Annotated in this window: 23 protein-coding genes; 3 read left to right on the plus strand and 20 right to left on the minus strand. The window is 48.7% G+C overall.

Going from position 1 to position 25,076, the window contains the following annotated elements; genetic code table 11:
* Positions 1 to 40: 40 nt before the first annotated feature.
* The 5 genes from ACO0LE_RS09355 to ppsA all read right to left on the minus strand — a co-directional run bounded on the left by ACO0LE_RS09355 (position 41) and on the right by ppsA (position 9,398).
* Complete coding sequence (locus ACO0LE_RS09355) at positions 41 to 2,689, minus strand: polysaccharide deacetylase family protein (protein WP_422960118.1); 2,649 nt, start codon at positions 2,687 to 2,689, stop codon at positions 41 to 43.
* 308 nt (positions 2,690 to 2,997) lie between these two features.
* Positions 2,998 to 4,938, minus strand: coding sequence for an SPFH domain-containing protein (locus tag ACO0LE_RS09360; protein ID WP_422960119.1), 1,941 nt, complete (start codon positions 4,936 to 4,938; stop codon positions 2,998 to 3,000).
* A 146-nt stretch (positions 4,939 to 5,084) separates the two neighbouring features.
* Positions 5,085 to 6,041, minus strand: coding sequence for an SPFH domain-containing protein (locus ACO0LE_RS09365; RefSeq protein ID WP_422956681.1), 957 nt, complete (start codon positions 6,039 to 6,041; stop codon positions 5,085 to 5,087).
* Positions 6,042 to 6,121: 80 nt separating this feature from the next.
* Complete coding sequence (locus tag ACO0LE_RS09370) at positions 6,122 to 6,556, minus strand: NfeD family protein (protein ID WP_422960120.1); 435 nt, start codon at positions 6,554 to 6,556, stop codon at positions 6,122 to 6,124.
* A gap of 424 nt (positions 6,557 to 6,980) precedes the next feature.
* Entirely contained in the window at positions 6,981 to 9,398 is a 2,418-nt protein-coding gene (gene ppsA / locus ACO0LE_RS09375; RefSeq protein WP_422960121.1) for a phosphoenolpyruvate synthase, read from the minus strand.
* A 273-nt stretch (positions 9,399 to 9,671) separates the two neighbouring features.
* Here ppsA and ppsR point away from each other — a divergent pair, with 273 nt between their 5' ends.
* Together ppsR and ACO0LE_RS09385 are read left to right on the plus strand one after the other, a co-directional pair.
* Positions 9,672 to 10,520, plus strand: coding sequence for a posphoenolpyruvate synthetase regulatory kinase/phosphorylase PpsR (gene ppsR / locus ACO0LE_RS09380; RefSeq protein WP_422960122.1), 849 nt, complete (start codon positions 9,672 to 9,674; stop codon positions 10,518 to 10,520).
* A gap of 48 nt (positions 10,521 to 10,568) precedes the next feature.
* Positions 10,569 to 12,158 (plus strand): methyl-accepting chemotaxis protein, encoded by a 1,590-nt coding sequence (locus ACO0LE_RS09385; protein ID WP_422960123.1) that lies wholly within the window; start codon positions 10,569 to 10,571, stop codon positions 12,156 to 12,158.
* Between the two features lie 226 nt (positions 12,159 to 12,384).
* On the opposite strand, the gene ACO0LE_RS09390 is transcribed toward ACO0LE_RS09385, so the two are convergent.
* The 8 genes from ACO0LE_RS09390 to ACO0LE_RS09425 form a co-directional block, all read right to left on the minus strand.
* Positions 12,385 to 13,185, minus strand: a complete 801-nt coding sequence (locus ACO0LE_RS09390) for a TrmH family RNA methyltransferase (protein ID WP_422960124.1) — start codon at positions 13,183 to 13,185, stop codon at positions 12,385 to 12,387.
* 21 nt (positions 13,186 to 13,206) lie between these two features.
* Positions 13,207 to 13,815, minus strand: a complete 609-nt coding sequence (gene rnhB / locus ACO0LE_RS09395) for a ribonuclease HII (RefSeq protein ID WP_422960125.1) — start codon at positions 13,813 to 13,815, stop codon at positions 13,207 to 13,209.
* Entirely contained in the window at positions 13,808 to 14,095 is a 288-nt protein-coding gene (locus ACO0LE_RS09400; RefSeq protein WP_422960126.1) for a glutaredoxin family protein, read from the minus strand. Before ACO0LE_RS09400 ends, rnhB begins: the two co-directional genes overlap by 8 nt.
* A gap of 406 nt (positions 14,096 to 14,501) precedes the next feature.
* Positions 14,502 to 15,995: a DegQ family serine endoprotease gene (locus tag ACO0LE_RS09405; protein WP_422960127.1), complete on the minus strand. Its 1,494-nt coding sequence runs from the start codon at positions 15,993 to 15,995 to the stop codon at positions 14,502 to 14,504.
* Positions 15,996 to 16,002: 7 nt separating this feature from the next.
* On the minus strand, positions 16,003 to 17,010 hold the full coding sequence (locus ACO0LE_RS09410; protein WP_422960128.1) for a MucB/RseB C-terminal domain-containing protein: 1,008 nt from the start codon (positions 17,008 to 17,010) through the stop codon (positions 16,003 to 16,005).
* Positions 17,011 to 17,015: 5 nt separating this feature from the next.
* Complete coding sequence (locus ACO0LE_RS09415) at positions 17,016 to 17,735, minus strand: sigma-E factor negative regulatory protein (protein ID WP_422960129.1); 720 nt, start codon at positions 17,733 to 17,735, stop codon at positions 17,016 to 17,018.
* A 92-nt stretch (positions 17,736 to 17,827) separates the two neighbouring features.
* Positions 17,828 to 18,430 (minus strand): RNA polymerase sigma factor RpoE, encoded by a 603-nt coding sequence (gene rpoE, locus ACO0LE_RS09420; protein ID WP_422956671.1) that lies wholly within the window; start codon positions 18,428 to 18,430, stop codon positions 17,828 to 17,830.
* 64 nt (positions 18,431 to 18,494) lie between these two features.
* Positions 18,495 to 18,920 (minus strand): hypothetical protein, encoded by a 426-nt coding sequence (locus tag ACO0LE_RS09425; RefSeq protein WP_422960130.1) that lies wholly within the window; start codon positions 18,918 to 18,920, stop codon positions 18,495 to 18,497.
* On the opposite strand from ACO0LE_RS09425, the gene ACO0LE_RS09430 reads away from it, so the two are divergent.
* Entirely contained in the window at positions 18,919 to 19,050 is a 132-nt protein-coding gene (locus ACO0LE_RS09430; RefSeq protein ID WP_422960131.1) for a hypothetical protein, read from the plus strand. The two genes, ACO0LE_RS09425 and ACO0LE_RS09430, sit on opposite strands and share 2 nt — an antisense overlap.
* Before the next feature lie 16 nt (positions 19,051 to 19,066).
* Here the strand turns inward: ACO0LE_RS09430 and fabF are convergent, their stop codons facing one another.
* The 7 genes from fabF to rpmF all read right to left on the minus strand — a co-directional run bounded on the left by fabF (position 19,067) and on the right by rpmF (position 25,013).
* Complete coding sequence (gene fabF / locus ACO0LE_RS09435; RefSeq protein ID WP_422960132.1) at positions 19,067 to 20,308, minus strand: beta-ketoacyl-ACP synthase II; 1,242 nt, start codon at positions 20,306 to 20,308, stop codon at positions 19,067 to 19,069.
* A 76-nt stretch (positions 20,309 to 20,384) separates the two neighbouring features.
* Positions 20,385 to 20,624, minus strand: coding sequence for an acyl carrier protein (acpP, locus tag ACO0LE_RS09440; protein WP_008449912.1), 240 nt, complete (start codon positions 20,622 to 20,624; stop codon positions 20,385 to 20,387).
* A gap of 135 nt (positions 20,625 to 20,759) precedes the next feature.
* A complete protein-coding gene (gene fabG, locus ACO0LE_RS09445) occupies positions 20,760 to 21,512 on the minus strand; it encodes a 3-oxoacyl-ACP reductase FabG (protein WP_422960133.1) in 753 nt (250 codons plus the stop codon).
* Positions 21,509 to 22,450 carry an ACP S-malonyltransferase gene (gene fabD, locus ACO0LE_RS09450; protein WP_422960134.1) on the minus strand — a complete coding sequence of 314 codons (942 nt, stop codon included), beginning with the start codon at positions 22,448 to 22,450 and terminating at the stop codon, positions 21,509 to 21,511. The genes fabG and fabD overlap by 4 nt, the downstream gene beginning before the upstream one ends.
* 105 nt (positions 22,451 to 22,555) lie before the next feature.
* The gene (locus tag ACO0LE_RS09455) at positions 22,556 to 23,542 is read right to left on the minus strand and encodes a beta-ketoacyl-ACP synthase III (protein ID WP_422960135.1); all 987 of its coding nucleotides are present in this window, start codon (positions 23,540 to 23,542) and stop codon (positions 22,556 to 22,558) included.
* A complete protein-coding gene (plsX, locus tag ACO0LE_RS09460; RefSeq protein ID WP_422960136.1) occupies positions 23,539 to 24,615 on the minus strand; it encodes a phosphate acyltransferase PlsX in 1,077 nt (358 codons plus the stop codon). Before plsX ends, ACO0LE_RS09455 begins: the two co-directional genes overlap by 4 nt.
* A 215-nt stretch (positions 24,616 to 24,830) precedes the next feature.
* Positions 24,831 to 25,013, minus strand: a complete 183-nt coding sequence (gene rpmF, locus ACO0LE_RS09465) for a 50S ribosomal protein L32 (protein ID WP_186945318.1) — start codon at positions 25,011 to 25,013, stop codon at positions 24,831 to 24,833.
* Positions 25,014 to 25,076: the final 63 nt, after the last annotated feature.

Consider the following 25,076-nt stretch of genomic DNA (forward strand, 5'->3'; position numbering starts at 1 on the left):
CATCACTCAAGAGGACTAATTTAACCCAGTTCGATTTAATTCAATTCAATTTTTTTAAAGCTTCTTTTACCGCCGCTGCGCTCGGGCTATTTGGCGCAAGTTGCAAGAAATTGTTGTAAGCGACTTTAGCCTTCTCATTTTCGTTCAGGCGAACGCGGGCATCACCAAGGTTCAAATACGCAACGGCTCTCGACGGATCGATCTGTAGAGTATTTTCAAACCAGCGAGCGGCCTCGGCGTATTTCTCTTGTTTGAAATAGACAAAGCCCAGGTTATTCGCCGCCAGACCGAAGTCAGGCCGGTATTTCAATGCCTCGGTAAATGCCACCTCCGCCTGCGCATATTGCTTCTCACGATAATGTTGCAAACCTTGATCATTAGCGCGCTGCGCTAGCTGACGAGACGAGGCATCGACGGGTTTGGGTGAGGCAATTTTTTGCTCGCCACCGTTCAGGTTCTTGATGACGATTGCAGTATCGTTACCTGCCTTAACACGTGCGCCATCGAGTTTGCTGTTGAGCGCAATTGCGTCGGCCGATAACTGATCCGTTTTTGCATTCAAAAATTCTGCTTCACTACGCACCTCGAACACAAATTCACCCCCCTCTGATCCGGGCAAACTGCCGAACGCTGGCGTTTGTTGTGAGACGCTGGAGACAGCAGGAGCGATGTAGGCGGCGAGCTCTGTCGCGGTGATCATACCGTCACCATTCAGATCCGCCTTGCCCGATAAGGCTTGCAACAGCGTCCAGGTAAAGACTGAGTGTCCGTTCGGACCGCCGTCGGCGACCAGCTGATCGGCACCGCCGGCCGTTAACATCTGGCGACCAAGTCGCTTCGCATTCTCACGCAAGAACGAACTGCTGCTACTGCCGCGCGTCAATCCCAGTCCGCTGTAACAGGCATCCATGACAAACAAGACGTGCTTGGCATTCAGGTTCTCGGCAATGTTCTGTAAGTCCGTCATGGGGATCGCATCAACAGAAACCTGCTCAGGATCAGAATCGACCGGAATAATGTAGCCAAGGTTACGACCTGAACTCAGTTTGCGCGTGGCGCCATGACCGGCGAAGAAGACAAAGACACGATCGTCTTTTTTCAATTGGCCGTGCCCCAGCTTATCGTGAAACACCGCAAGAATATTATTTCTGGTGGCATCAGCATTGGTCAGCGTGATTACCTTATCACCCGCAAAACCCATGCGATTGACCAGTGTGTCGCGGATCGCATTGGCATCTTGAACTGCGTATTGCAGTTTCGGCCATTTGGCATAGTCGTTAATCCCGATGACAACAGCCCAACTGTTTTGATAATCGGTCGTGACATTGAGTTTTTCTACCGGTGCCTTGTTATCTTTGCCGATCTTAAATTCATTACCATCCCATCCTGCAAAACGATAACCGTCCGCGATCAGCCTGCCTAATACCAGCGGCAAAGCCTTGACAGTACGTTCATGAATGTCATGGAACAAAATGATGCCGCGCTGCTCTTTATCGACCGTGGCGAGCACACGATTGGCAATCGAGTTCGGCACCGGATCGGCCCAATCTAAGGAGTCGATATTCCACATCACCGAGCGCAATCCCAGGCTAGACAAAATCTCCATGCCCTCTTTATTTTTCGCGCCGTAAGGGAAGCGGAACAATGACGAGCGCGCGGGATCGATTGCTTTCAGGAGCTGATCGGTTTGTGCAATCTCTGCATGCAGGCTATCGCCATTTTGTTTGGACAATAAGGCATGACTGAAACTATGGTTTGCTAATGTGTATCCTGCAGCGAGTAATTTTTTGCTGGTATCCGCATTCTTATTCAGTTTTTCTTTGCCTTGCGCATCAATGCTGCCGACATTGCGCCCCACCTGAAAAAAGACTGCAGGTACATTGTATTGCTTCAAAATCGCTGCGATTTCTTCGGTGTAGGTTGAGTGTGGACCATCATCGAAGGTCAGTACGACAGTTTTGGCTGGTAGGCCTGTTCCGAAAATTTCTTTCTCTTTTGCTGAGTTGCCAGCGACTTCTGGCATTTCCGGATAAGGCAAAATCACGCCGTAATCTTTCAGAATTTGTTCACGCGGATATAGTTTGCGCAATTTGGTCAGGTAGTCATCCCAGCGCTCGCGCTTGAGCTCAATCGAGCGCGATTCAAAACGGGAAAAGATATCCTTGAGTTCCTTGTCGTATTCTTTCTCGATCTCGTTTAAAGCTGCAAGATCCTCAGTGACCCGCTTGTGCAGTTTGATCGCGGGTAAAGTCTGTTCACTGGCAATGGCTTTTTGTAATTTGAGCAAAACTTCCTGGAACGCCAGACGGTCAGCATCGTATAAACCATCACCAGATTCGATGAAGCTTAGCATCGCATCAAATGCTGCTTCACGCTCAGTGGTTTTGTACGCTTGTACTGTTTTTAAATATGCATCAACATTCTCCAGCCGCACAAGATTCTCATGAAACAAGGCTTGACCTATGCGGTTCGCAGCGGCTTTCTCTTTGACCGACAACGTTTTTTCATCTGCCAGCAATACAATGACTTTGCGATACGCAGCAAGAATATCGTTGAATTCTTTGGGTAATCCGTTTGCCGCCCGATCAACTCCGGGTAGGGCTGCAACTCCGTCAACACTGTCAATGGACTTCTTGGGGGTCGGTTGAACAAAAAAATAAGCGGTAATTGCTACCGCTATTGTGATCATAACTGCGACAAGCGCTAGAAGAATTCGACGAGATTTCATCATGAAGATATTTGACTAAGGGAATGACGTATCTTAATTCAAATTAGCTCAGGCATGAAAAAAACATAACGATTTGACATTCAATGGTGTTTGATGCCGAACATCAGATGATAGAAATGATTTAGCCAGTCACCGCATCAGTAATTACATCACTCACTACAAGCGCACTTGCCTTACCCCCCCCCTCTCCCGCAGACAGGAGAGGGTTGTGTCTACAATCGTTTCTGCAATAGTTGCTACTTTTGTTTTTGCGTTTATATGAGAAGAGCTTACGACGCAATCACAACTTCTTTTTTCTCACTCTTATTCAACAAGTCTTTTGCAGCCAGCGCGAGAAAAGCATCGACCGCTGAGGCGCTGCCGCTACCCCCAGTTTGTATGCTTGGCACCATCGCAATATGGCCTTTCTCTATCGCCTCGGCAAAGCGCAGCAGCACAGTTTGCTGGAATTGCAGCTCTGGTCCACCGTAGGCTTCGACGTTCAGGCGAGTGGCCTTGGCCTGCGCTTCGCCCACTTGTTGCAGTTGATAGGCCTCGGCGTTCGCGAGCGTACGTTTGGCATCGGCCGCACCCGATGCTGCCTGGCGTGCTTCTTCGGCAGACTTGATTGCTTTCTGTACCGCTGCACTACCTTGGTTTTCAGCGATTTTGACAGCAAGCTCAGACTCGGTAATCGCGGTCTGTTGTTTGGCTTTAGCTTCGGCCTCGCGCAAAATACGTTCTTGTACTGCGGCTGTCTCTTTGGTTTTATAAGTTTCTAACTGTTCTCTGGAGACCTGACGCTCACGCAATTGTTTGAGGATGACTTCAATTTGTGTGTCACCCGCTTTAGCCCGCGGCGTGCCTATCAGAACCTCATTCAGAGTCAGGTTATATCCTTCAAAATTCTTGCGCATTTCGGCTTTGGCGCGCTCTTGAATGTCGGAACGTTCCTGCAATAATTCAATCAGGGTTTTGCCCTGACCAATATTTTTAAAATAAGCAGCAACCATCGGGTCCAGCGTTTGTTCGACCAATTTTTGAATATCGCCAAAACGCTGTATCACGAGCGGCGCCATTTTGTAATCGATGTTGACGACGACAGACAAAGGCAGATCGGGCTCGAATGCGTCCTTGGTAATCAGTGACACTTCGCTTAGATGTTTGTCGAGCTCATGCGAGCCGACCGCGCCTGATTGCCACTTCAGAATAAAATTCGTGGTCGGCACATCAATCACGCGCTTGGCATATGGATTTAATGCGTATTTACCCGGTAAAAGAGGTGTGACCTGCACGCCTTTTTCATCACTACTGACCAATTCACCATGACGATAGGCGTCACCAGTCACATCGTTACCAGCTTTGCCGGTATAGGACACGACGACACCGACGTAACCAACCGGAACCACGCGTTTTTCAACGATTTCATATGTGGCGAAACGGGCGTTCAGATAATACGTACCTTCGACCAGCACTTGCAGTTGACGGCCTTTGTAGCCACCGGACTCAATGAATACCTCGGGATTCTGGAAGTCGTGATGATAACTACTGCTTTCGTGCGGATCTGCACCGACAACAGGTGCGACGATCGTACCTTCAGGCAAAGACTGACCTTCATGAGTCGTGATCACAGCGAGCTTATCGTCACGTATCACTAAAGGCTGGAAGCCATTGCGGGTACGCAGTTCACCCAGCATCTCGGCCAACTGCCCGACTACTTCGCCGTCGGTACTGACGTTGCCATCACCCGGCAAAGGCAAGGCGCATACCTTATCTGTCGTCAGTACCACAAATTGAGCGAGATTGATCGCGTAAGTACCTTCACGCAAAATTTTTCTCTGCAAGCCTTTTTGACCGCCGCTGGTCAGAAACCCGCGCACATCGGTGAAGTCATTCGCGGTCTTGTTGCATGCCAGATTCTGCGTCGGTGCCATTGCCTGACCATCACGGGCAAACACGTACGCCAATGTCCCCTGCTGTATGGTCACCAGATCATGCCGGTGAATCGCATACTGGAATGGAAAGAACACATGAAAACCGCCGCGCAGCACTTCGGGTTGAAAACCGGCCTCCCCGTTCAGTGCGATAAAACCGTGTTCTAGAGAACCGGAAGTAGACCATTTCTTTTCAACGATACCGATTTTTTCATTCGATATATAGACCAGTATATTGCTGGTGTAGAGAAGGATCATCACTATAAAGACGATGATGCCTAAAATAATTTCAAACATGAGAATATCTCTTTCAAGTTAACTCCGATGGTTCGGAAATGCAGCAGCCCGACTGGCACTTTGTGAGCGCCTGCCTTACTGCTTTGCTGGGTATTGTTACTACGGGGCAGCGCTGAGTCTGTCACACTCCTCGCTGAATCAGGACATCAGGACGGTCGTCGCGGTGCAGCCACTTCGCTAGCGATGACTTTTTGGGATTTGGCTACTTGCATGGCGGTCGCAATCAGACCGCTCATATCGCCGAGATTAGCCGGGACGATAATTGAATTATTGGTTTTTGCTAAATTCGCAAAGGCGCTGACGTATTGTTCTGCGACTTTCAGATTGACCGCATCTGCGCCGCCGGGGGATTGAATCGCTGCCGCGGTTTTACGAATCGCTTCGGAACTTGCCTCTGCGATTGCGAGAATCGCAGCGGCCTGACCTTGGGCACGATTAATGGAAGCCTGTTTTTCGCCCTCGGATTTTGCGATCGATGCTTCGCGCTCACCCGTCGCAATATTGATCTGCTCTTGCTTACGCCCTTCGGACGCGGCGATCAGCGCACGCTTCTCCCGCTCTGCCGTAATCTGCGCCTGCATTGCATGCAGAATTTCTTTTGGTGGCGTTAGATCCTTGATTTCATAGCGCAGGACTTTGACACCCCAGTTAGCGGCAGACTCATCAATCGCGTTCACGATGGTAGTGTTGATGTGATCGCGCTCTTCGAAGGTTTTATCAAGTTCCATCTTACCGATGACAGAGCGCAAGGTCGTTTGTGCTAATTGCGTAATCGCAGCGATGTAATTCGATGAGCCGTAAGAAGCACGCATCGCATCCGTGATCTGAAAATACAAAATACCATCGACCTGTAACTGCGTATTGTCTTTGGTAATACAAACTTGCGGCGGTACGTCGAGCGGGATTTCTTTTAATACGTGTTTGTAGGCGATGCGGTCAATAAACGGCACCACGATATTTAAGCCTGGCCCAAGAGTCGCATGATATTTACCCAGTCGCTCGACGACCCAGGCATGCTGTTGAGGTACGACATTGATCGTTTTAACGACGAATACGATCGCCAGTACGAAGAGCACCAGAGCGACGCTTCCTATATTTTCCATATTCTTACCTTTATTGTTTTAAGTGATGATACGTAATTCTGCTGTTGGTCTTTGTGAAGACATTGATCAGATCAATTTATTTACGAAGGCCTTACAATCAAACGGCTACCTTGTATTTCTTCGATAATGAAAGCACCGGGATAGCCAGCCGAGTGCTGCAATTCCACATCCCACATTGCTCCGCGATACATGGTTCGTGCGGTGTATTTGCCGTTACCCTGATCCTGCCACTCCTTCACCTGAACACTCATACCGATATCCATATTGACGTTAGGATCGCGAGCCGAATCCTGATTCTTGGACCAGCCATACTTGCTGTTATGCAGAGCCAGAGTAGCGGCACTGCCGACGACGGCAACCGTGATCAACTGCATCGCAGGACTTAAACTCAATATCGCAGCCAGAGCACCCGCTACCAGACCAACTGCGATCATTAGTAAATAAAAGGTACCAGTAAATAACTCAAGTATCACTACTACGCCTGCCAGCACCAGCCATGTCATCCATGCATTCATATGATTAACTTCTCCTTATTTCTATTTATTGTGCTTGTTATGATTGTCGTGATTTTTATGATTATTTTATTAAATTCATTTCATCATTCTCTACGATGATATCGAAACAATCATCGGTAATCGTTATCAAAATTTACCCACAAAAAAGCCCCCGTTACCGGATGGTAGCGAGGGCTTTTCTTGGAATGCTGAGGAAGTTTTGATTTTCTTTTTATTACTGTTTCGACACGAGTAGTCTAGTCCAAATTTTAAAAATCACAAGCTTTATCTATCCCGTTTAGTGCAATTTTGTTGCGGCGCACCAACAAGAAAAAAGCGCGACTTATTGTCAGATGTCCTGATTAAAGTCGCGCTTTTTATAGCTACACCATTACTGTCGGGCGGTGCGGCGAGTCACTGCTCTACCTCGTTGGATCAGGCCGTATTACTTAGCTACTGCTGCCAGCTTCTGCCAGGTATCAATCACCGAGTCAGGGTTCAGGGAAATGGATTCGATTCCCTCTCTCATCAGCCATTCTGCAAAGTCGGGATGATCCGATGGTCCCTGGCCACAAATACCGACGTACTTATTGAGCTTGCGGCAAGCAGCAATTGCTTTGGATAGCAAGGCACGCACCGCAGGGTCGCGTTCGTCAAAATCAGCTGCTAGCAATTCCATACCCGAGTCACGATCCAAGCCCAGCGTGAGCTGAGTCAGATCGTTGGAACCGATCGAGAAGCCATCAAAGAATTGCAAGAACTCTTCAGCCAGAATCGCATTCGATGGGACTTCACACATCATGATCAGGCGCAGGCCGTTTTCGCCGCGTTTCAGACCGTTCTTGCCAAGCAAATTAACTACTTTTTCTGCCTGACCCAAGGTGCGGACAAACGGCACCATGATTTCGACATTGGTCAATCCCATGTCATTGCGAACACGTTTCATGGCGAGACATTCCATCTCGAATGATTCGGCAAAATCACTCGCCAGGTAACGGGCTGCACCACGGAAGCCGAGCATAGGATTTTCTTCATCCGGTTCGTAGCGTGAGCCGCCGATGAGTTTTTTATACTCATTCGATTTGAAATCCGATAAACGCACAATCACTTTTTTAGGCCAGAACGCTGCGGCAATCGTTGCCACGCCTTCGGCCAGTTTATCGACATAAAACGCTTTTGGGGATGCATGTCCACGCGCCACAGACTCAACTGCCTTCTTCAGGTCTGCATCAATGTTCGGGTATTCCAGAATCGCTTTGGGATGTACACCTATATTATTGTTGATGATGAATTCCAGACGCGCCAGACCAACACCTTCGTTCGGGACGGATTGAAAATCGAATGCCAGTTGCGGATTGCCGACGTTCAGCATGATTTTTAATGGCAGCTTAGGCAATTCGCCACGCAATTCCTCGGTCACTTCAGTTTCCAGCAAACCGTCGTAGATTTTACCTTCGTCACCTTCAGCGCAAGAAACCGTTACCAGCGTGCCGTCTTTGAGTATGTCGGTTGCATCGCCACAGCCAACCACGGCAGGTACACCGAGTTCGCGCGCGATAATCGCTGCGTGGCAAGTACGGCCACCGCGATTCGTGACAATCGCTGCAGCGCGCTTCATCACAGGTTCCCAGTTTGGATCTGTCATATCGGCAACCAAAACGTCACCTGGTTGTACACGCTCCATCTCGGATGGATCATGAATCACACGGACACGTCCTGCGCCGATCTTCTGACCGATGGCACGACCGGATACTAATACAGTACCAGTGCCTTTGAGTTTAAAACGTTGTTGTGCGTCGGTCGCTTTTTGCTGCGACTTCACGGTCTCCGGACGCGCCTGCAAAATATAGAGTTTGCCATCACGACCATCTTTGCCCCACTCGATGTCCATAGGACGACCATAGTGTTTTTCAATGATGACTGCGTATTTTGCCAGCTCAACAACTTCAGTATCGTTCAGCGAATAGCGATTACGCATTTCGACCGGCACATCGACAGTCTTCACAGAGCGGCCTGCTTTGGCTTCGCCGGTAAATTCCATCTTGATCAGCTTGGAGCCGATATTGCGGCGAATCACTGGTAACTTGCCGAGTTCCAGCATCGGTTTGTGAACATAAAATTCGTCAGGATTTACTGCACCCTGCACCACTGTTTCACCAAGACCGTAGCTAGAAGTAATAAAGACGACATCCTTGAAGCCAGACTCCGTGTCAATCGTGAACATCACGCCAGCCGCTCCCAAATCGGAGCGCACCATGCGCTGAACACCGGCAGACAGAGCAACTTCTGCATGGGTAAAGCCTTTGTGCACGCGATAGGAAATTGCACGATCGTTATACAACGAGGCAAAAACATGCTTCATTGCTTCCAGCACGTTGTCGATGCCGACGACATTCAGGAAAGTCTCTTGTTGACCGGCAAATGACGCATCGGGCAAATCTTCAGCAGTTGCGGAAGAACGCACTGCAAATGACATTTCCGCAGTTGACTCCGCAACGAGACGGTTATAGAACTCTTCGATTTCTTGTTGCAGGCGCGGCTGGAACGGTGTGTCGATAATCCATTGACGGATCTCCGCACCGGCTCTTGCCAGCTCTTTGACATCATCAATATCCAGATTGGCCAGGCGGTCGGCAATGCGCTGCGCCAGTGGTGCGCCGCCATTTTCGCTGTAAGACAAAAAATCGCGGAAAGCCTGTGCTGTGGTGGCAAATCCACCTGGCACACGGACACCAGCTGTTGCAAGCTGGCTGATCATTTCGCCTAAAGATGCATTTTTTCCGCCGACGGATTCAACATCCGTCATGCGTAAATGCTCAAACGAAGCGACGTAAGTTGCCCCGGTATTTGCTGCGTTGGACATAACAACCTCTTTTTTATGGTAAGAAATCTTTGCTGTTTTCCATACAAACTGCACCGTGTTGCTTCGTCCATCGCTGTTTTTTTGTTATTCTTAACGCTAATAGACTAAATAGACTCAGACACTAATACATAGACGAGAAAACCTATCGCCAGCCATTTTACATGGTGTCCTGCAAAATTTGCCCATGCGTCATGAGAATTTAGCGTCTTTTTTGTTATATGCATAGAAAGAGTTTTATTGTGCATTTCCTTCACAACATAGACAAAGCGCCCCATGCCTGATCCACAACACACCCCTATGCCTGCCGCCAACCGTACGGTATTTTTTGTTTCCGATGGTACGGGGATCACCGCAGAGACTTTTGGCCACTCAGTTTTGACCCAATTTGACCTGAAATTCAAACAGGTCAGACTGCCATTCATCGATACTGTAGATAAAGCCCATGATGCAGTGCGTCGCATCAATGAAGCCCTGGTCACTGACGGCAACCGTCCGATTGTATTTTCCACACTGGTTAAAACCGATCTGGCTGACGTCGTCTTTAAGTCCAAAGGTATGCACATGGATTTGATTCAGACTTTTGTTGCCCCTTTGGAGCAGGAACTCGGTGTCAAATCAACACATACCATCGGCCGCAGTCACAATATGACCGATTCGGAAGAGTACAAAAACCGGATTGAGGCAATTAACTTCTCTCTGGCCCATGATGACGGACAGTCACACAAAAATTTATCTGCGGCTGATGTGATTCTGGTAGGAGTGTCACGCTCGGGCAAAACACCGACCAGTTTATATCTGGCGATGCAATACGGGATCAAGGCGGCAAATTATCCGTTGATTCCCGATGACTTTGAGCGCGGCAAACTGCCATCGAATCTGCCGCCGTTTAAAGCGAAAATTTTTGGTCTCAGTATTGCGCCTGAACGCTTGTCCGAAATACGTAATGAACGCCGGCCGGGAAGCAAATACGCCTCGCTGGAAAACTGCCGCTATGAAATTAATGAGGCCGAAGCCATGATGCGTCGCGAGGGAATACGCTGGTTATCGTCTACGGCAAAATCGATTGAAGAAATCTCTACGACGATACTGCAAGAAATTAAGTCGGATGTCCGTGTTTACTGATGTAGTCTCCACATAACACCCCTATAAAAACACTCAAGAGAGGCGACAATGAAACTCCGTACCCGCATCATTTTATTGTGTATCAGCACTTTGCTAGGCATCACGGTCATCGCGTCCGTGTCGCTGTATACGTTGCATCAGACCATGATGTCCGAGAGAGTAGCGCAAATCTCAAACATGGTAGAGATGGCAAGCGGTGCGATTGATAAAGCCTATGCGCTGGAACAGTCAGGCAAACTCAGCAAAGAAGAGGCGCAGAAACAAGCCAAACTCGCAATCGGTAGCCTGCATAAAGATGACCTGTACTTTTTTGTCCGTGACTACACAACGGATCTGCTATACGTCCATCCCAATGCATCCCGCATCGGTGTGCCGCAGAAGGATATGAAGACATCAGGCGATCGTTATCGAGCAGCATTGGCAAAAGATAGAGTCGGTATCGTCAGAGCGGATGGCACCAGACCAGGAGTCAAAGAGCCGGTGGCAAAAATGTATGCCGTCATCAAATTTGCTCCATGGGATTGGCTGGTCGGAACGGGTACCTACATTGACGATATCAATGACGAATTCTGGAAACAGGCATTTACTCTTCTAGCTATTGGCGCAGCATTAATGATTATCGTCGCTAGTCTGGCATGGCATATGTTGCGCAAAATTCTCGGCCAACTCGGTGGCGAGCCGGATTATGCCGCAGGTATTGTAGAGCAAATTGCGGCTGGTGATCTCACCGTCGAGATTGATACCAGCGCATCCGATCAGCATAGCCTCCTATTTGCGATCAAGACGATGCGAGACAATCTTGCCAGCATTGTGAGTCAGGTACGCACTGGAGCAGAGTCGGTCACGACGGCATCGAGCGAAATCGCCGCTGGCAATCTGGACTTATCCTCCAGGACAGAACAACAGGCCGGATCACTAGAGGAAACCGCTTCGACGATGGAAGAACTCACGTCGACAGTAAGACAAAATGCTGACAACGCGAAACAAGCAAATCAGCTGGCCATTTCTGCCTCTGAAGTAGCGTCTCAAGGCGGTACCGTGGTCGGTCAGGTTGTCGACACTATGGGTTCCATCAATGAATCGTCCAGAAAAATTGTCGACATCATCAGCGTGATTGACGGCATCGCATTCCAGACCAATATTCTGGCGCTCAATGCGGCGGTCGAAGCCGCCCGTGCTGGCGAACAGGGACGTGGTTTCGCAGTCGTTGCAAGTGAGGTCCGTAACCTCGCACAACGCTCCGCGGCAGCAGCGAAAGAGATCAAGGTACTAATCGACAACTCGGCAGAGAAAGTCGACGCCGGAGGAAAATTAGTCGAAATGGCGGGCGCCACAATGCAAAAAGTAGTCGCCAGCGTCAAACAAGTGACGGATATTGTTGCCGAGATCTCAGCGGCAAGTCAGGAGCAAAGTTCCGGCATAGAGCAGGTAAATAATGCGATTGTCGAGATGGACAATATGACGCAGCAAAACTCAGCACTGGTAGAGCAAGCATCGGCAGCAGCACAGGCACTGAACGATCAGGCCGCGGGACTGGCCGGTATTGTAAGTGTGTTTAAACTCAATCACGGAGAAACACAGGCAGCAAACAAAAAAACACCAATACGCGCTAACCCGAGCTTGCATATGCTGCGCTGACCTTGGATAAGCACCTGAGTTGATGATGGCCTATTAAGAATTGCGCTACGTAAAACAAGCTAGTCTGAATTAGATCGCTAAATTAATTAAGTTAATTAAATTAATTAAGTTAATTAAGTCAGCAACCTCAACTAATCAGCGAAGTAACTGAAAAATAAAAAGGACATGGAAATTCATGTCCTTTTTTAATTTGCTTACTATAAATAATTGCTACAAATTATTTCGCCTAAAGCGATTGCCGCACTTGCTCAAAAAAACAGATCGCAGCACTGGCCGCCACATTCAGTGACTCAATCTCCGGGCGCTGCGGTATGGTCACAGAGTCCGTCGCAAGCGCCATTAAGTCTTCCGCTACGCCCTGCCCCTCATGGCCGAACAACCAGGCAACAGGGCGATTGAGCTGCGCCTGATAAATCGTTTGTATATTGTGCGAACTTGTTGCCAGAACCGGGATTGCCGCATGACTGATCAGATGATGCAGATCGGCATTTTCAACGATATTCAATAAAAAATGAGCGCCCATACCCGCTCGCATGACTTTGGGTGACCAGGCAAAAGCGGTGCCCGGACTGCAAAATACATGACGGATACCTGCGGCGGCGGCGCTACGCAAAATCGATCCTAAATTACCGGGGTCTTGCAGATTGTCGAGCATGACAGCCGACTCTTGCAGCACGTCTGGTGTCATTGCTTGCGGTGTCGCGACGACAAACATAATACCGACGCCGTGCTCAACCTGGCTTAAAGCGTTATACAAAGCATCCGGCAAACAAATACATTGCACTTCAGTAGTTTCAGCAGATTTAGCAGATGCACATAGGGCAAGTATCGAAGACACCTCGTGATGCTGGACACTGGATTCAGCGACGATACACATGTGCGGCGCACCAAGATGGTGCCAGTAAGCTTCGCATAGATGGACGCCATCAAGCAAAGTGCGCCCGGATTTACGACGAACCTGAGAACTGGTGGCGAGTTGCTTTAATTCTTTGTAGAGCGGATTATCGCGCGAAGTAATGGATTTCATATCAGCGTAGTTCAGCCATGGTTAACGTTGGATCAGCAGTGCTTTGACAGGCGCATAAGATTTGCGATGTATCGGCGAAACACCATGTTCACGCAAGAGCTCAAGGTGCAGCGCAGTCGGATAACCCTTGTGCTGATCGAGTGCATATTTCGGATATTGCAGATGCAGTTGTGCCAGTGCGTGATCTCGTGCCGTTTTTGCCAAAATCGATGCGGCGGAAATAGCCTGCACTTTATCATCTCCCTTCACAATGGCTTCAGACCGCACGGACATGACAGGACACCGGTTGCCGTCGATCAGTGCCAGCGTCGGCTGGATTTTTAATGCTTCGACAGCACGCCGCATCGCTAGCATGGTGGCCTGCAAAATATTCAGTCGGTCGATTTCTTCCTCAGAGCATTCGGCGATTGCCCAGGCCAAGGCATGTTGTTTGATCTCGATAGCGAGCTGATCACGTTTTTGCTCGCTCAGCTTTTTAGAGTCGCGCAGACCGGCAATCGGATGAAGCGGATCAAGAATAACGGCAGCGGCCATTACCGGTCCAGCCAAAGGGCCGCGACCTGCTTCATCGACACCACAAATTACTTCGCCCGCATAATCAAATAGCGAAAATGTCGCTGTATCACCCATGTAAAAACGCTTCCAATTTTGTTTGATCTAAAAAGTAATGACAAATCTGTTGTGCCGTCTGATGTTCTTTTTTCCCGATCAATACCGGCACCAGCTCATCATAGAGTGCCAGCAACGCCTCATCTGCATCGACATCCAGAACCTTAACAGCAAAGGCAGGACAATCCGGATAGGAATCGAGATATGCCTGCAATTGCTCAAGCATGTCGTCACAGAGATGGCAATAACTACGGGAATATAGAGTGAACTGTATCATCGGGTGGTTGCTGACAGAGGACATATACGGATACTCCCCATTATTTTTAAAAAAATAGGCATTAATCCGCTTATTTTATGAAGGGCATGAAAACATACTACTCCAGAGTATCTTAAAAATTCACACGCCACATCAGGCAAAAAGCAATCAACCTGGAATGTCGGCGCGATACACAACATAAACTAAAACCACTGAATACTGCGTTAAATGACAGCACCAGGAGACATTAAGAACGAATTAAGTAGATTAAGGCAGCATTATAGTCGGCGATGACATCAGGCGTAACGTTTGAGTGAGTTTGCACAATCGGGATTTTTGAAGCACCTCGTTTGCTGACAAATATCACGCAGCGAATAAAAAACTGCCCGCAGTTTTGCGGGCAGTTTTGATCGAATTACACTCTTAAGCTAAATCGATTCTTTGAGTACGGTTATTGTGACGTCGGACGTATCAGGATAAATTGAGAAAAATTATCACGGCGTACCAAGAGTGATGCCGCTTTTTTCGGATCTAGTTTGGACACCATCGCTGCGAATTGCTTGGCATCTTTGATGTCAATCTGATTCAGCATGAGGATAATATCGCCCTGATTTAAGCCTGCCTGTACTGCAGGCCCTTCAACCGACTCAATCACAACACCTGTTACGCCAGGCAGTTCTTTCTTTTGCGCGGCGCTCATATCGGCAACGTAGATACCGAGCGCATTGGTGGCCTGATCACGCTTCGGTTTTTTATCGGTTTTTTGCGCGGCTTTGGTATCCGGCTCTGCCTCAGAAACGGTGATAGCCAGATCGCGGGCCGCGCCTTTGCGCCAGACGGTAATCGTCGCCTTGCTGCCTGGCTTCGTCATACCGACAATACGCGGCAGATCCGCTCTCTTTTCAACAGTGATGCCATTGAACTTCAAGATTACGTCACCATCCTGAACGCCTGCTTTTTCTGCCGGTGCGCCAGGCTCCACTCGAGTGACCAAGGCTCCCTGAGCTTTTGGCAGGCCAATCGACTCTGCAACCTCTTTCGATAAATCATCAATCGCTACACCGATACGACCACGAGTCACGCGCCCTGCGGATTTCAATTGCTCAACGACACGCATCGCCTCATCAATAGGAATCGCAAACGAGATCCCCATATAACCACCTGAGCGGCTGTAGATTTGCGAATTAATACCGATAACTTCACCGCGCATATTAATCAGCGGACCGCCCGAGTTACCAGGATTAACTGCGACGTCTGTCTGAATTAAAGGCAGGAAGTCGCCTGTATCACGCGCCTTGGCGGAGATGATCCCTGCGGTCACCGTATTATCAAGATCAAATGGGGAGCCGATCGCCAGCACCCATTCACCCGCTCTGATCTTATCGGAATCACCCACTGTCAGGCGCGGAAGTTTGCTACCGTCGATTTTCAATACCGCGACATCCGTACGCTTATCCGTGCCGATCACTTTCGCTTTGAATTCACGCTTGTCCGTCAGCTTGACGTAGACCTCAGACGCGCCCTCAACCACATGGGTATTGGTCAGCACGTAACCGTCTTGTGAAATAATAAAACCCGACCCTACGCCACGCGGCACTTCCTCTTCTTGCTGCTGAGGAGCTTGCTTACGACCTTTTGGCGCCGGTGCTGGTTGTTGTTTCGGTATAGGCATGCCGAAGAAGCGACGGAAAAATTCCTGCATCTGCTCATCATCACCACCCATGCCTAGCTGGCCTTGCTGGATTTTCTCTGTCGTGCGGATGTTCACTACGGCGGGACTTGATTTTTCTACCAGATCGGTAAAATCCGGCAAACCGCCGACAACAGCGGGAGCCGCCTCAACTGGTGCAGCCCCAATGATTGGGGGAGTAATAAAGCCGAAACAGGTAGTAAGTAATAAAGTAGAAACGACTTTGTCGACAGAAATAAATGTAGATTTTTTCATGGCGTCATCATTTAGGTTTAAATTCAATAGAGTTCATGACTTGCTTAATTGCAGCTAAAGGCACTTCTCCTACTACCGTCAACCAATACTCACCCTGGCGCTTTCCCATAATAGTCACCGCCCCTTGCTGCAAACTACCTTCGGTCCGACCCTGAGTGTCCGGCTCGATAAACACGGAGATGGCAGCGAGTCCATCAGAAAAAATCATTTGTATGACCTGATGGGGCTTGGCTTGGCTGGCATCGGATGATGCCGCTGCATTATTGATTGGGATCAGACGCTTCATCTCACGAGTCTTTTTAAACCCCGCAGGCAAAGCCTTGACTACCCAACCGGAGTTAATGTTGGGTTGCACCGTCAGATTTTCAATATGCCATTGCGCCGTGTTTTGAAAACTTGGTTTGACGCGATTTTTATCGACTTCACCAACTAAAATCTGGGTGAAAGCGATCTGCTCGATCACTTCATTTTTTGCATTTACCGTCTGGGCACGTAACAGCAAACCAGTGGATTTATCCATGCAGAGACGATAGCCATAACGATACATATCCTTAGGCTCAAAGCTCAGTATCTGGCATTCCGCACCGGCAACGCGACTCTGCTCTGCTTTTTTAATCAGATAGGACTCAGGTAATGATTGTGCATTACTGGTCAATAAGGCCGGGAAAATTTCCTGGGTGACGTGCTTCTCGACTTGAATGGTTTTGCTCTCAGGTAGATAGCAACTGACCTCATCATTGCGCCGGATATATTCACGGGGTTTGCCATCCAGAATTTCTAATTTTTCCAGCTCTACGTTACCGTCCAGAAGATGCGTAATCCGTGAGGTACGCATCTGGTTCGCTTGCTGATAAACAAAAGTGCCGGTGTAATTTAATTTTTGTGCAGCAGTCTGCACTTTGCGCAGCATCGTCTGCACATCTTGTGCGTCCTGGCTTTGCGCGCACAAGATCGGCGATGCTACCAGTCCTGTCGTCAGCACAAAGAGAGAAAAAGATAAACGCTTAAACAACATAGAGTCTACTTTTCCGGAACAAATGAAGCGGATGAGGCGGAGGCCGCAGCTGGAACTGGAGCTGCTGCGTTTTCAATACCGTTGCTAACCCCACTGCCCACCGCGCTACCGGCTATGTGATTGGCCAATTGCGAACCACTGACAATAGACGGAGAAAATTTTTGATGCGCCTGTAAATAACTATCCAGCCGTGGATCGCGCAACATCTCGATTTCATCTGGCGCTTTATTTTTTGATTCCATTGCTGGCGCTGTAATAGCGTCGGCAACTAATTGCACAGGACTATTTGGAGCTTCAGTCGCTTTACTCATCTGAACTGAAGATGCACTGTTGCCGTGAATATAAGGTGTAATTTGTGGAACAAGCATAAAAGCCAGCACGGCCATTGCAGCAACGCTGAGCATGGCGGTATAACGGGTGAAACGAGATTTATCAGCATTCTGGCTTAGATTTGTCGCAAGATGTGCGATAGGTTTCGGCGCCAGGATTACCGGCTCGGCATCCAGCAATGCGCTCATTTTGGAGGAAAATCCAGGACTGACATTTATTGCTAAATCATCTGAACGCAAGACATCGCCGATCTGGTGGTAGATATTCCAGGCTTGTCGCTCGTCCACATCGGCATGCTGACTCAAACTGGCGAGCATCGCGTCCAGTTGTGCATTACTTAACTCATTATCGAGCAAAGCTGAAATGCTTTCTTTTTTGGTGTGATCTATGTTCATGATTTTATCCACATTTTTTACTGCCTGTTCTTTTGATCTGTTTTGCTGCTCATCTGAGAGCTTTCAGCTTACAGCTTACAGCTAGGGTCAGGTCACCATCGCTGATCCAGACTGGTGCCGAGCACCGGTCGTAATTTTTCGGCAATTGCCTCACGCGCCCTAAAAATCCGGCTTCTCACTGTGCCGATCGGACACAACATCACTTCCGCAATTTCATCGTAACTAAGTCCTTCAATTTCTCGCAGAGTAATCGCGTTACGTAGTTCTTCTGGCAAAGCCTGCATCGCGCTATTGACGGTATCGGCAATCTGTTTGCTGGCCAGCAGGGACTCCGGAGTATTAATGTCTCTTAGTCCCTCGGCGTCGGCAAAAGTTTCTGCTTCTTCGATATCTGAGTCCGTTGAGGTCGGGGCACGACGTCCCTGAGTGACCAGATAGTTTTTGGCAGTGTTGACGCCGATTCTGTATAGCCATGTGTAAAACGCAGAATCGCCTCTGAAATTCGCGAGTGCACGATAGGCTTTAATGAAGGCCTCTTGCACGACATCCTCCGCTTCTGCCTGATCATGGACGAGCCTAGAGACGAGCCGCATTAGTTTCCTTTGATATTTGGAAACCAGAAGCTCAAATGCCTTTTTGTCACCGCGCTGCACACGCTCAACAAGGAGTTGATCAATCTCGCGCTCTGTCGTCACTCACTCTTTCCTAGGTTCGGGGTAATCTCAACGCGATTATATGTAGATAGATGCATAGCGAGGCTTAAAAGTTCCCCATCGTCAGCGATGTATTTTTCTGATTACGTTCATGAACGGCAAGCCAGCGTAACGACACACTCAAAGCGCGCCAGGCAGATGCATCAACACTATCACGCAAAACCGGCACAATCTGCACAACACCCTGCTCCGGACGTAAATGCAACATCATGAGGCATGGCCAAAGTGTCGTTTCCCGGCACAGTTGAACCACCATCACCGTGGCATCTTTACCATTACCAGGAAATTTTCTGATTATCATACGGCCTGAAGCAGCGATATCCAGACTATATGCTGAGCGCCTTTTGATCAGTAGTATAAAACGCGCCACCATTAGCGTGCTCAGCACAAACAGCAAAGCAAATTGCAAGATGTTATTAAGCTGCAGCATGAAAATACTATATGCCGCCGCCACCATTGCAATGAGCAACATGGCACAGCTAGCTAAAAGTAATCCGCGCGATGGCAAAATACGGACAGAGACAGCAATTGACATGGCAGCACCAAAAGAAAACGGCACTTTAATCCAAAGAATCAAAGTGCCGGCAAAACTTACGCGTTAGTTATAACAGCAGCCAATCAAATTTTACTAAAAATCAATGTACCGTTAGTACCACCAAAGCCAAAAGAATTTTTCATCGCAAAATTTATGGTCATATCTCTGGCTGTGTTCGCACAATAATCGAGATCGCATTCCGGATCCTGATTAATGATATTGATCGTTGGAGGAGATACTTGGTTATGCAATGCAAGCACGGTAAATACAGACTCCAGGCCACCAGCACCACCCAACAAGTGACCTGTCATCGACTTGGTCGAATTAACTGTCATTTTGTAGGCATGATCTGCGAAAGTCGCTTTGATCGCATCCGTTTCATTTTTATCACCCAAAGGCGTGGAAGTACCATGCGCATTCAGATAATCAATTTGTTCCGGATTGATCTCGGCATTTTTCATCGCATTCAACATACTGCGACGCGGGCCGTCCATTGAGGGCGATGTAATGTGATACGCATCACCGCTCATGCCAAAGCCTAAAACTTCCGCATAAATTTTGGCACCGCGAGCTTTCGCATGTTCATACTCTTCCAGCACCATGACACCAGCACCTTCGCCAAGAACAAAACCATCACGGTCTTTATCCCAGGGACGAGACGCTGTCGCAGGATCATCATTACGAGAAGACAATGCACGGGCAGAGGCAAAACCACCGAGCCCCAACGGAGAAATCGTTGATTCAGCGCCACCGGCAATCATGACATCGGCATCACCATATTCAATCATGCGGGCAGCGGAACCGATGCAATGCAGGCCCGTAGTACAAGCTGTCACAATCGCCAGATTTGGCCCTTTCAAGCCAAACTTAATCGATAAATGACCAGAAATCATATTGATGATTGAGGCTGGAACAAAGAATGGACTGATACGACGGGGACCGCGTTCAGTCAACACCTCTTTGGTTTCCTCAATCAAAGGCAAACCGCCAATACCAGAGCCTACGATGACACCGATACGATCGGCATTTTCTTCCGTCACGGTAATGTCACTATCCCGGAAAGCCTGCATCCCGGCAGCGATACCAAAATGAATGAAGGTATCCATATTGCGGGCTTCTTTAGCCGGGAGATAATCCTCGACGTTGAAACCTTTTACCTCTCCAGCAAAATGCGTAGAAAAAGGCGTTGCATCAAATTTGGTAATCGTGGCGATACCGGATTTACCTGCCGTCACGGCTCCCCATGCGTCAGCAATAGTATTGCCAACTGGCGAAACGCAACCGAGACCGGTGACCACGACACGACGTTTAAGCGTACGGCTCAAGCGTTTCTCCTGGACTTGAAAACTGGTTATGCTTGGATTCTGGGCAGCACATCAAAAGCACTGCAGCGCTGCTGAATTAGGCCTTGACGTGCGCAGTAGCGTAGTCAATTGCTTGCTGAACAGTAGTGATTTTCTCAGCTTGTTCATCAGGGATTTCCATTTCGAATTCGTCTTCGAGTGCCATGACCAGTTCTACTGTATCGAGGGAGTCAGCACCGAGATCGTCCACGAAGGAAGATTCAATTTTGATGTCTGCTTCTGCGACGCCCAGTTGCTCGGCGACGATCTTCTTAACGCGTTGTTCGATATCTGACATATGGTTCTCCATGAGTGGTTACAGAAAGTGCGCGCATTTTAGCAGGTTTGTGCGCAAAAAAAGCAAGTAAGGATTTTACCAGCACATCTCCGTCTAATTTCGGCGATTGTTGTGATAAATATCAATAAAATCATTTTAACCTAAATACATACCACCATTCACATGGAGCGTTGTACCGGTAATATAGCCAGCATCAGGCGACGCAAGGAACAAAGTTGCAGCGGCAATATCCTCCGGCTGTCCCAATCTTGCCAGCGGAATTTGTTGCAAAATCGCCGCTTTTTGATCCTCAGTTAACGCCTTTGTCATATCAGTATCGATAAAACCCGGTGCCACGCAATTGACAGTAATATTGCGGCTACCAATTTCACGCGCCAGAGCGCGGCTCATTCCAGCAACACCTGCCTTGGCAGCGGCATAATTCATTTGACCCGGATTACCGGAGGAACCAACGACCGAAGTAATATTAATGATGCGGCCATGCTTGGCTTTCATCATGCCGCGCAAAACGGCACGTGACAGACGTCCGACAGCGCTCAGATTAGTAGAGATAACATTATCCCACTCCTCCTCTTTCATGCGCATCGCCAGCTGATCTTGCGTGATACCCGCATTGTTAACCAGTATAGATAAGCTACCAAATTCTTTTTGAATTTCTTCCACCAAAGAAGAACAGCGCGCGACGTCATTGACGTTGAAGGCCACGCCTTTACCTGCGTCCGGCCCAACTGCCGCCAGATACTCAGAAATAGCCAAAGCGCCCGATTCAGAGGTTGCCGTACCGATTACACGGGAACCCGCTTTAGCCAGCGCAATTGCGATGGCCTTCCCAATACCGCGTGAAGCGCCAGTGACCAGCGCAACCTGATTTGCTAATTGTTGAGTCATTTCAGAATTTCCATTACTTTGTCTAAAGACGCCTGATCAAATAAAGCGTCACCAATTAATTCGCCGTGAATTCGTTTGGTCAAACCAGCTAATACTTTGCCTGGACCGCATTCAATTACATGCGTAATGCCGCTGCTGCCAATTTTTTGCACGGTTTCTACCCAGCGCACCGGATTAGCTGCCTGGCGCACTAAAGCATCTTTAATCGCAACAATCTCAGTCACGATTGCAACGTCGACATTATTAATCAAAGGAATGGCAGGGGCATTAAAAGTCAATCCAGCCATGTAGTCACGCAATTTATCTGATGCAGGCTTTAACAGAGATGAGTGGAATGGCGCGGATACCGGCAACGCCAAAGCGCGCTTCGCCCCTTTGGCTTTAGCAATCTCACAAGCACGCTCAACTGCGGCCTTAGAACCGGCAATCACGACTTGCGCAGGCGCATTGAAGTTGACGGCCTCAACCACCTCGCCAGCATGCCCCGCAATAGCCTCGGCACAGGCGGCAATCACATCCTCATCAGACAGGCCGAGAATTGCCGCCATTCCGCCCTGCCCTACAGGCACAGCACTTTGCATCGCTTGCGCGCGGAAGCGCACCAGTGGCACTGCATCTTTAAAATTAATCACACCAGCAGCAACCAGTGCCGAATACTCGCCCAGACTATGTCCTGCCACCAAGGCTGGCAAAGCGCCTCCAGCTGCAATCCATGCGCGGTAACAGGCAACCGCCGCCGTCAACATCACTGGCTGCGTATTGGTCGTTAAATCCAGGGATTCTTTCGGCCCTTCAGCAATCAATTTAGCGAGATCGAACTGCAACGCATCGGATGCTTCTGCTACGGTTTGCTGGACGATACTGTTATCGGCAAAGCCATTCAACATACCAATAGCCTGCGAACCCTGACCGGGGAAAACAAATGCAAATTGAGTCATAAATCTTGGTTAATAAAGAAGTTAATGAAGGAAATGACAAAAATTTAGATGCCGTTGAGAAAAACCAGCCGTGCAAGACAACAATCATCTCAACGAGGTTCCATCTCACATCTTGATAATCGCAGCACCCCAGGTAAAACCACCACCTACGCCTTCGATCATAATTGTCTGACCCGGCTTAACCCGGCCATCCCTGACGGCAACATCCAAAGCCAGCGGAATCGACGCGGCCGAGGTATTACCGTGCTGATCGACGGTAACGACCACCTTTTCCATCGGCATACGCATCTTTTTGGCCGTGCTTTGCATGATGCGGATATTCGCCTGATGCGGTATCAGCCAGTCTATCTGCGAGGCATCCATGCCGGCGATTTCCAACGCTTCGTTCGCGACTTTTTCCAGCAATGAGACCGCAAGCTTAAAGACCGCCTGGCCGTCCATATACAAAAATGCATTACCGGTAATCGCACCAGAACTCACGTTGCCCGGTACGCATAAGATATTCGCGTAACTACCATCAGCATGCAATTTCGTTGCCAATACACCAGGCTCAGACGAGCGCGACAGAACAACGGCACCAGCACCATCACCGAAGAGGACGCAAGTAGTACGATCTTCAAAATTTAAAATACGGGAAAAAACTTCCGCACCAATCACCAGCACATTCTTGTGTGCACCAGATTTAATCATGCTGTCAGCCATGGCAATAGCGTACATAAAGCCACTACAAACCGCCTGCACATCAACCGCTGCGGCTCCGTTTGTAATGCCCAGCTTATTTTGTACAACGCAGGCAGTGCTCGGAAAGCCACCGAGAAAATCCGGCGTTGAGGTCGCCAGAATAATCAGATCGATATCGTTAGCCTGCATATCAGCGGCGTCCAGCGCACGCTTCGACGCCTCTACCGCCAGATCACTGGAAGTCACATCGGCAGCAGCATAATGGCGCGCAGAAATACCGCTACGCGAAAAAATCCATTCGTCTGAAGTTTCTATCCCTTTTGCAGCCAGTTGATCCGTTAATTGCTGATTGCTTACCTTGTTGGGTGGCAGATAGCTGCCAGTACCGATAATTTTACTGAAAAAAGTCATGCGGTTTTCTGTGCCATGGGTTCATTAAGTTCCTCCGACATCGCGTCCGTCGCTGGCATCAGTTCTGCCATGGATGTGGAGATACGAGACAATACATCATTTTTTGCCGCATCGAATGCGCGCTGTATCGCCCATTCGTAACTGTACTTATCGGCGCTGCCGTGACTCTTAAACACCAGGCCACGCAGACCCAGCAAGCTGCCGCCGTTGTAGTTAGATGGGTTCATTGTGCGGGAAATAGACTTCAGCGCACTACGCGCAATCAAAGCGCCCAGCATATTCAAAGGACTACTCTTAAAAGCATCAGTCAATGTACTCTTGACAAACCGCCCCATACCTTCGGCAGCTTTTAGCGTCACGTTACCGACGAAACCGTCACAGACGACGATGTCGGTTGTACCTTTGAAAATATCATTGCCTTCGACATTGCCATAAAAATTCAGCAATCCACGCTCATGATCCGCACGCAGCAGCTGTGCGGTTTTTTTTACGACGTCATTACCTTTAATATCCTCTTCGCCGACATTCAACAGACCAATCGTTGGCTTCGACTTGCCTTCCAGGGCCGACACCAGCGCCGAACCCATAATAGCAAACTGATGCAAATGCAAAGGTTCGCAGTCAACATTAGCCCCGAGATCCAGCATGTAAGTTGGTTTATTTTTTTGATTAGGCAACATACTGCAAATCGCTGGCCGGTCCACACCTTGCATTGTCTTTAGCACATAACGCGATACCGCCATCAGTGCGCCGGTATTGCCAGCAGAGACGCAGGCTTGCGCCTGACCATCCTTGACCAGGCTCACTGCAACGCGCATGGATGAATCTTTTTTACGGCGCAGAGCGATCTCGATAGGATCATCCATCTCCACCACTTCTGTGGCATTGAGAATCGAGAGACGGGGATGATTGAGTGCGCGATTTTTTTTCAGTTCTGCCTGAATATGTGATTCAAGCCCTACCAGAATAAATTCAGCATCGGGTTCGCGGTTCGCAAACGATACTGCCGCTGCAACTGTGACTGCCGGTCCGTGATCTCCGCCCATGCAGTCAATGGAAATTTTTATTGTCATGTAGTGATACTAAACTTCATCCCGAAGCAGCTATCTTATCAAGATTGAGATAGTCAGGTCGCACTATTTCTTTCTGGGATTAATAAAAACGCACCAAAAAGAGGGATTTTATGAGGGCAAAACAAGAGAAAATTTCTAATAAAGAATATTTCTCCCATAAAAAAAGCGGCGCCAAGTACGAGACTCGTTACGCCGCTTTACTATCTAAGAAGAGATTACTCGTCGTTCTTAGTTTTCAATACTTTACGACCACGGTAAAAGCCGTTTGGGCTGATGTGGTGACGCATATGTGTTTCACCAGTTGTTGGCTCGATACCTAATTGCGGAGCAACCAGGAAATCGTGTGAACGGTGCATACCGCGCTTGGATGGTGATTTTTTGTTTTGCTGAACGGCCATGATAACTCCTAATACTTCAAAAAATGTTTCTAAAATTTAACACACTTGTTTGTACGAATTAAT

This window comes from Undibacterium sp. Xuan67W (assembly GCF_049340165.1).
Taxonomy (GTDB): domain Bacteria; phylum Pseudomonadota; class Gammaproteobacteria; order Burkholderiales; family Burkholderiaceae_D; genus Undibacterium.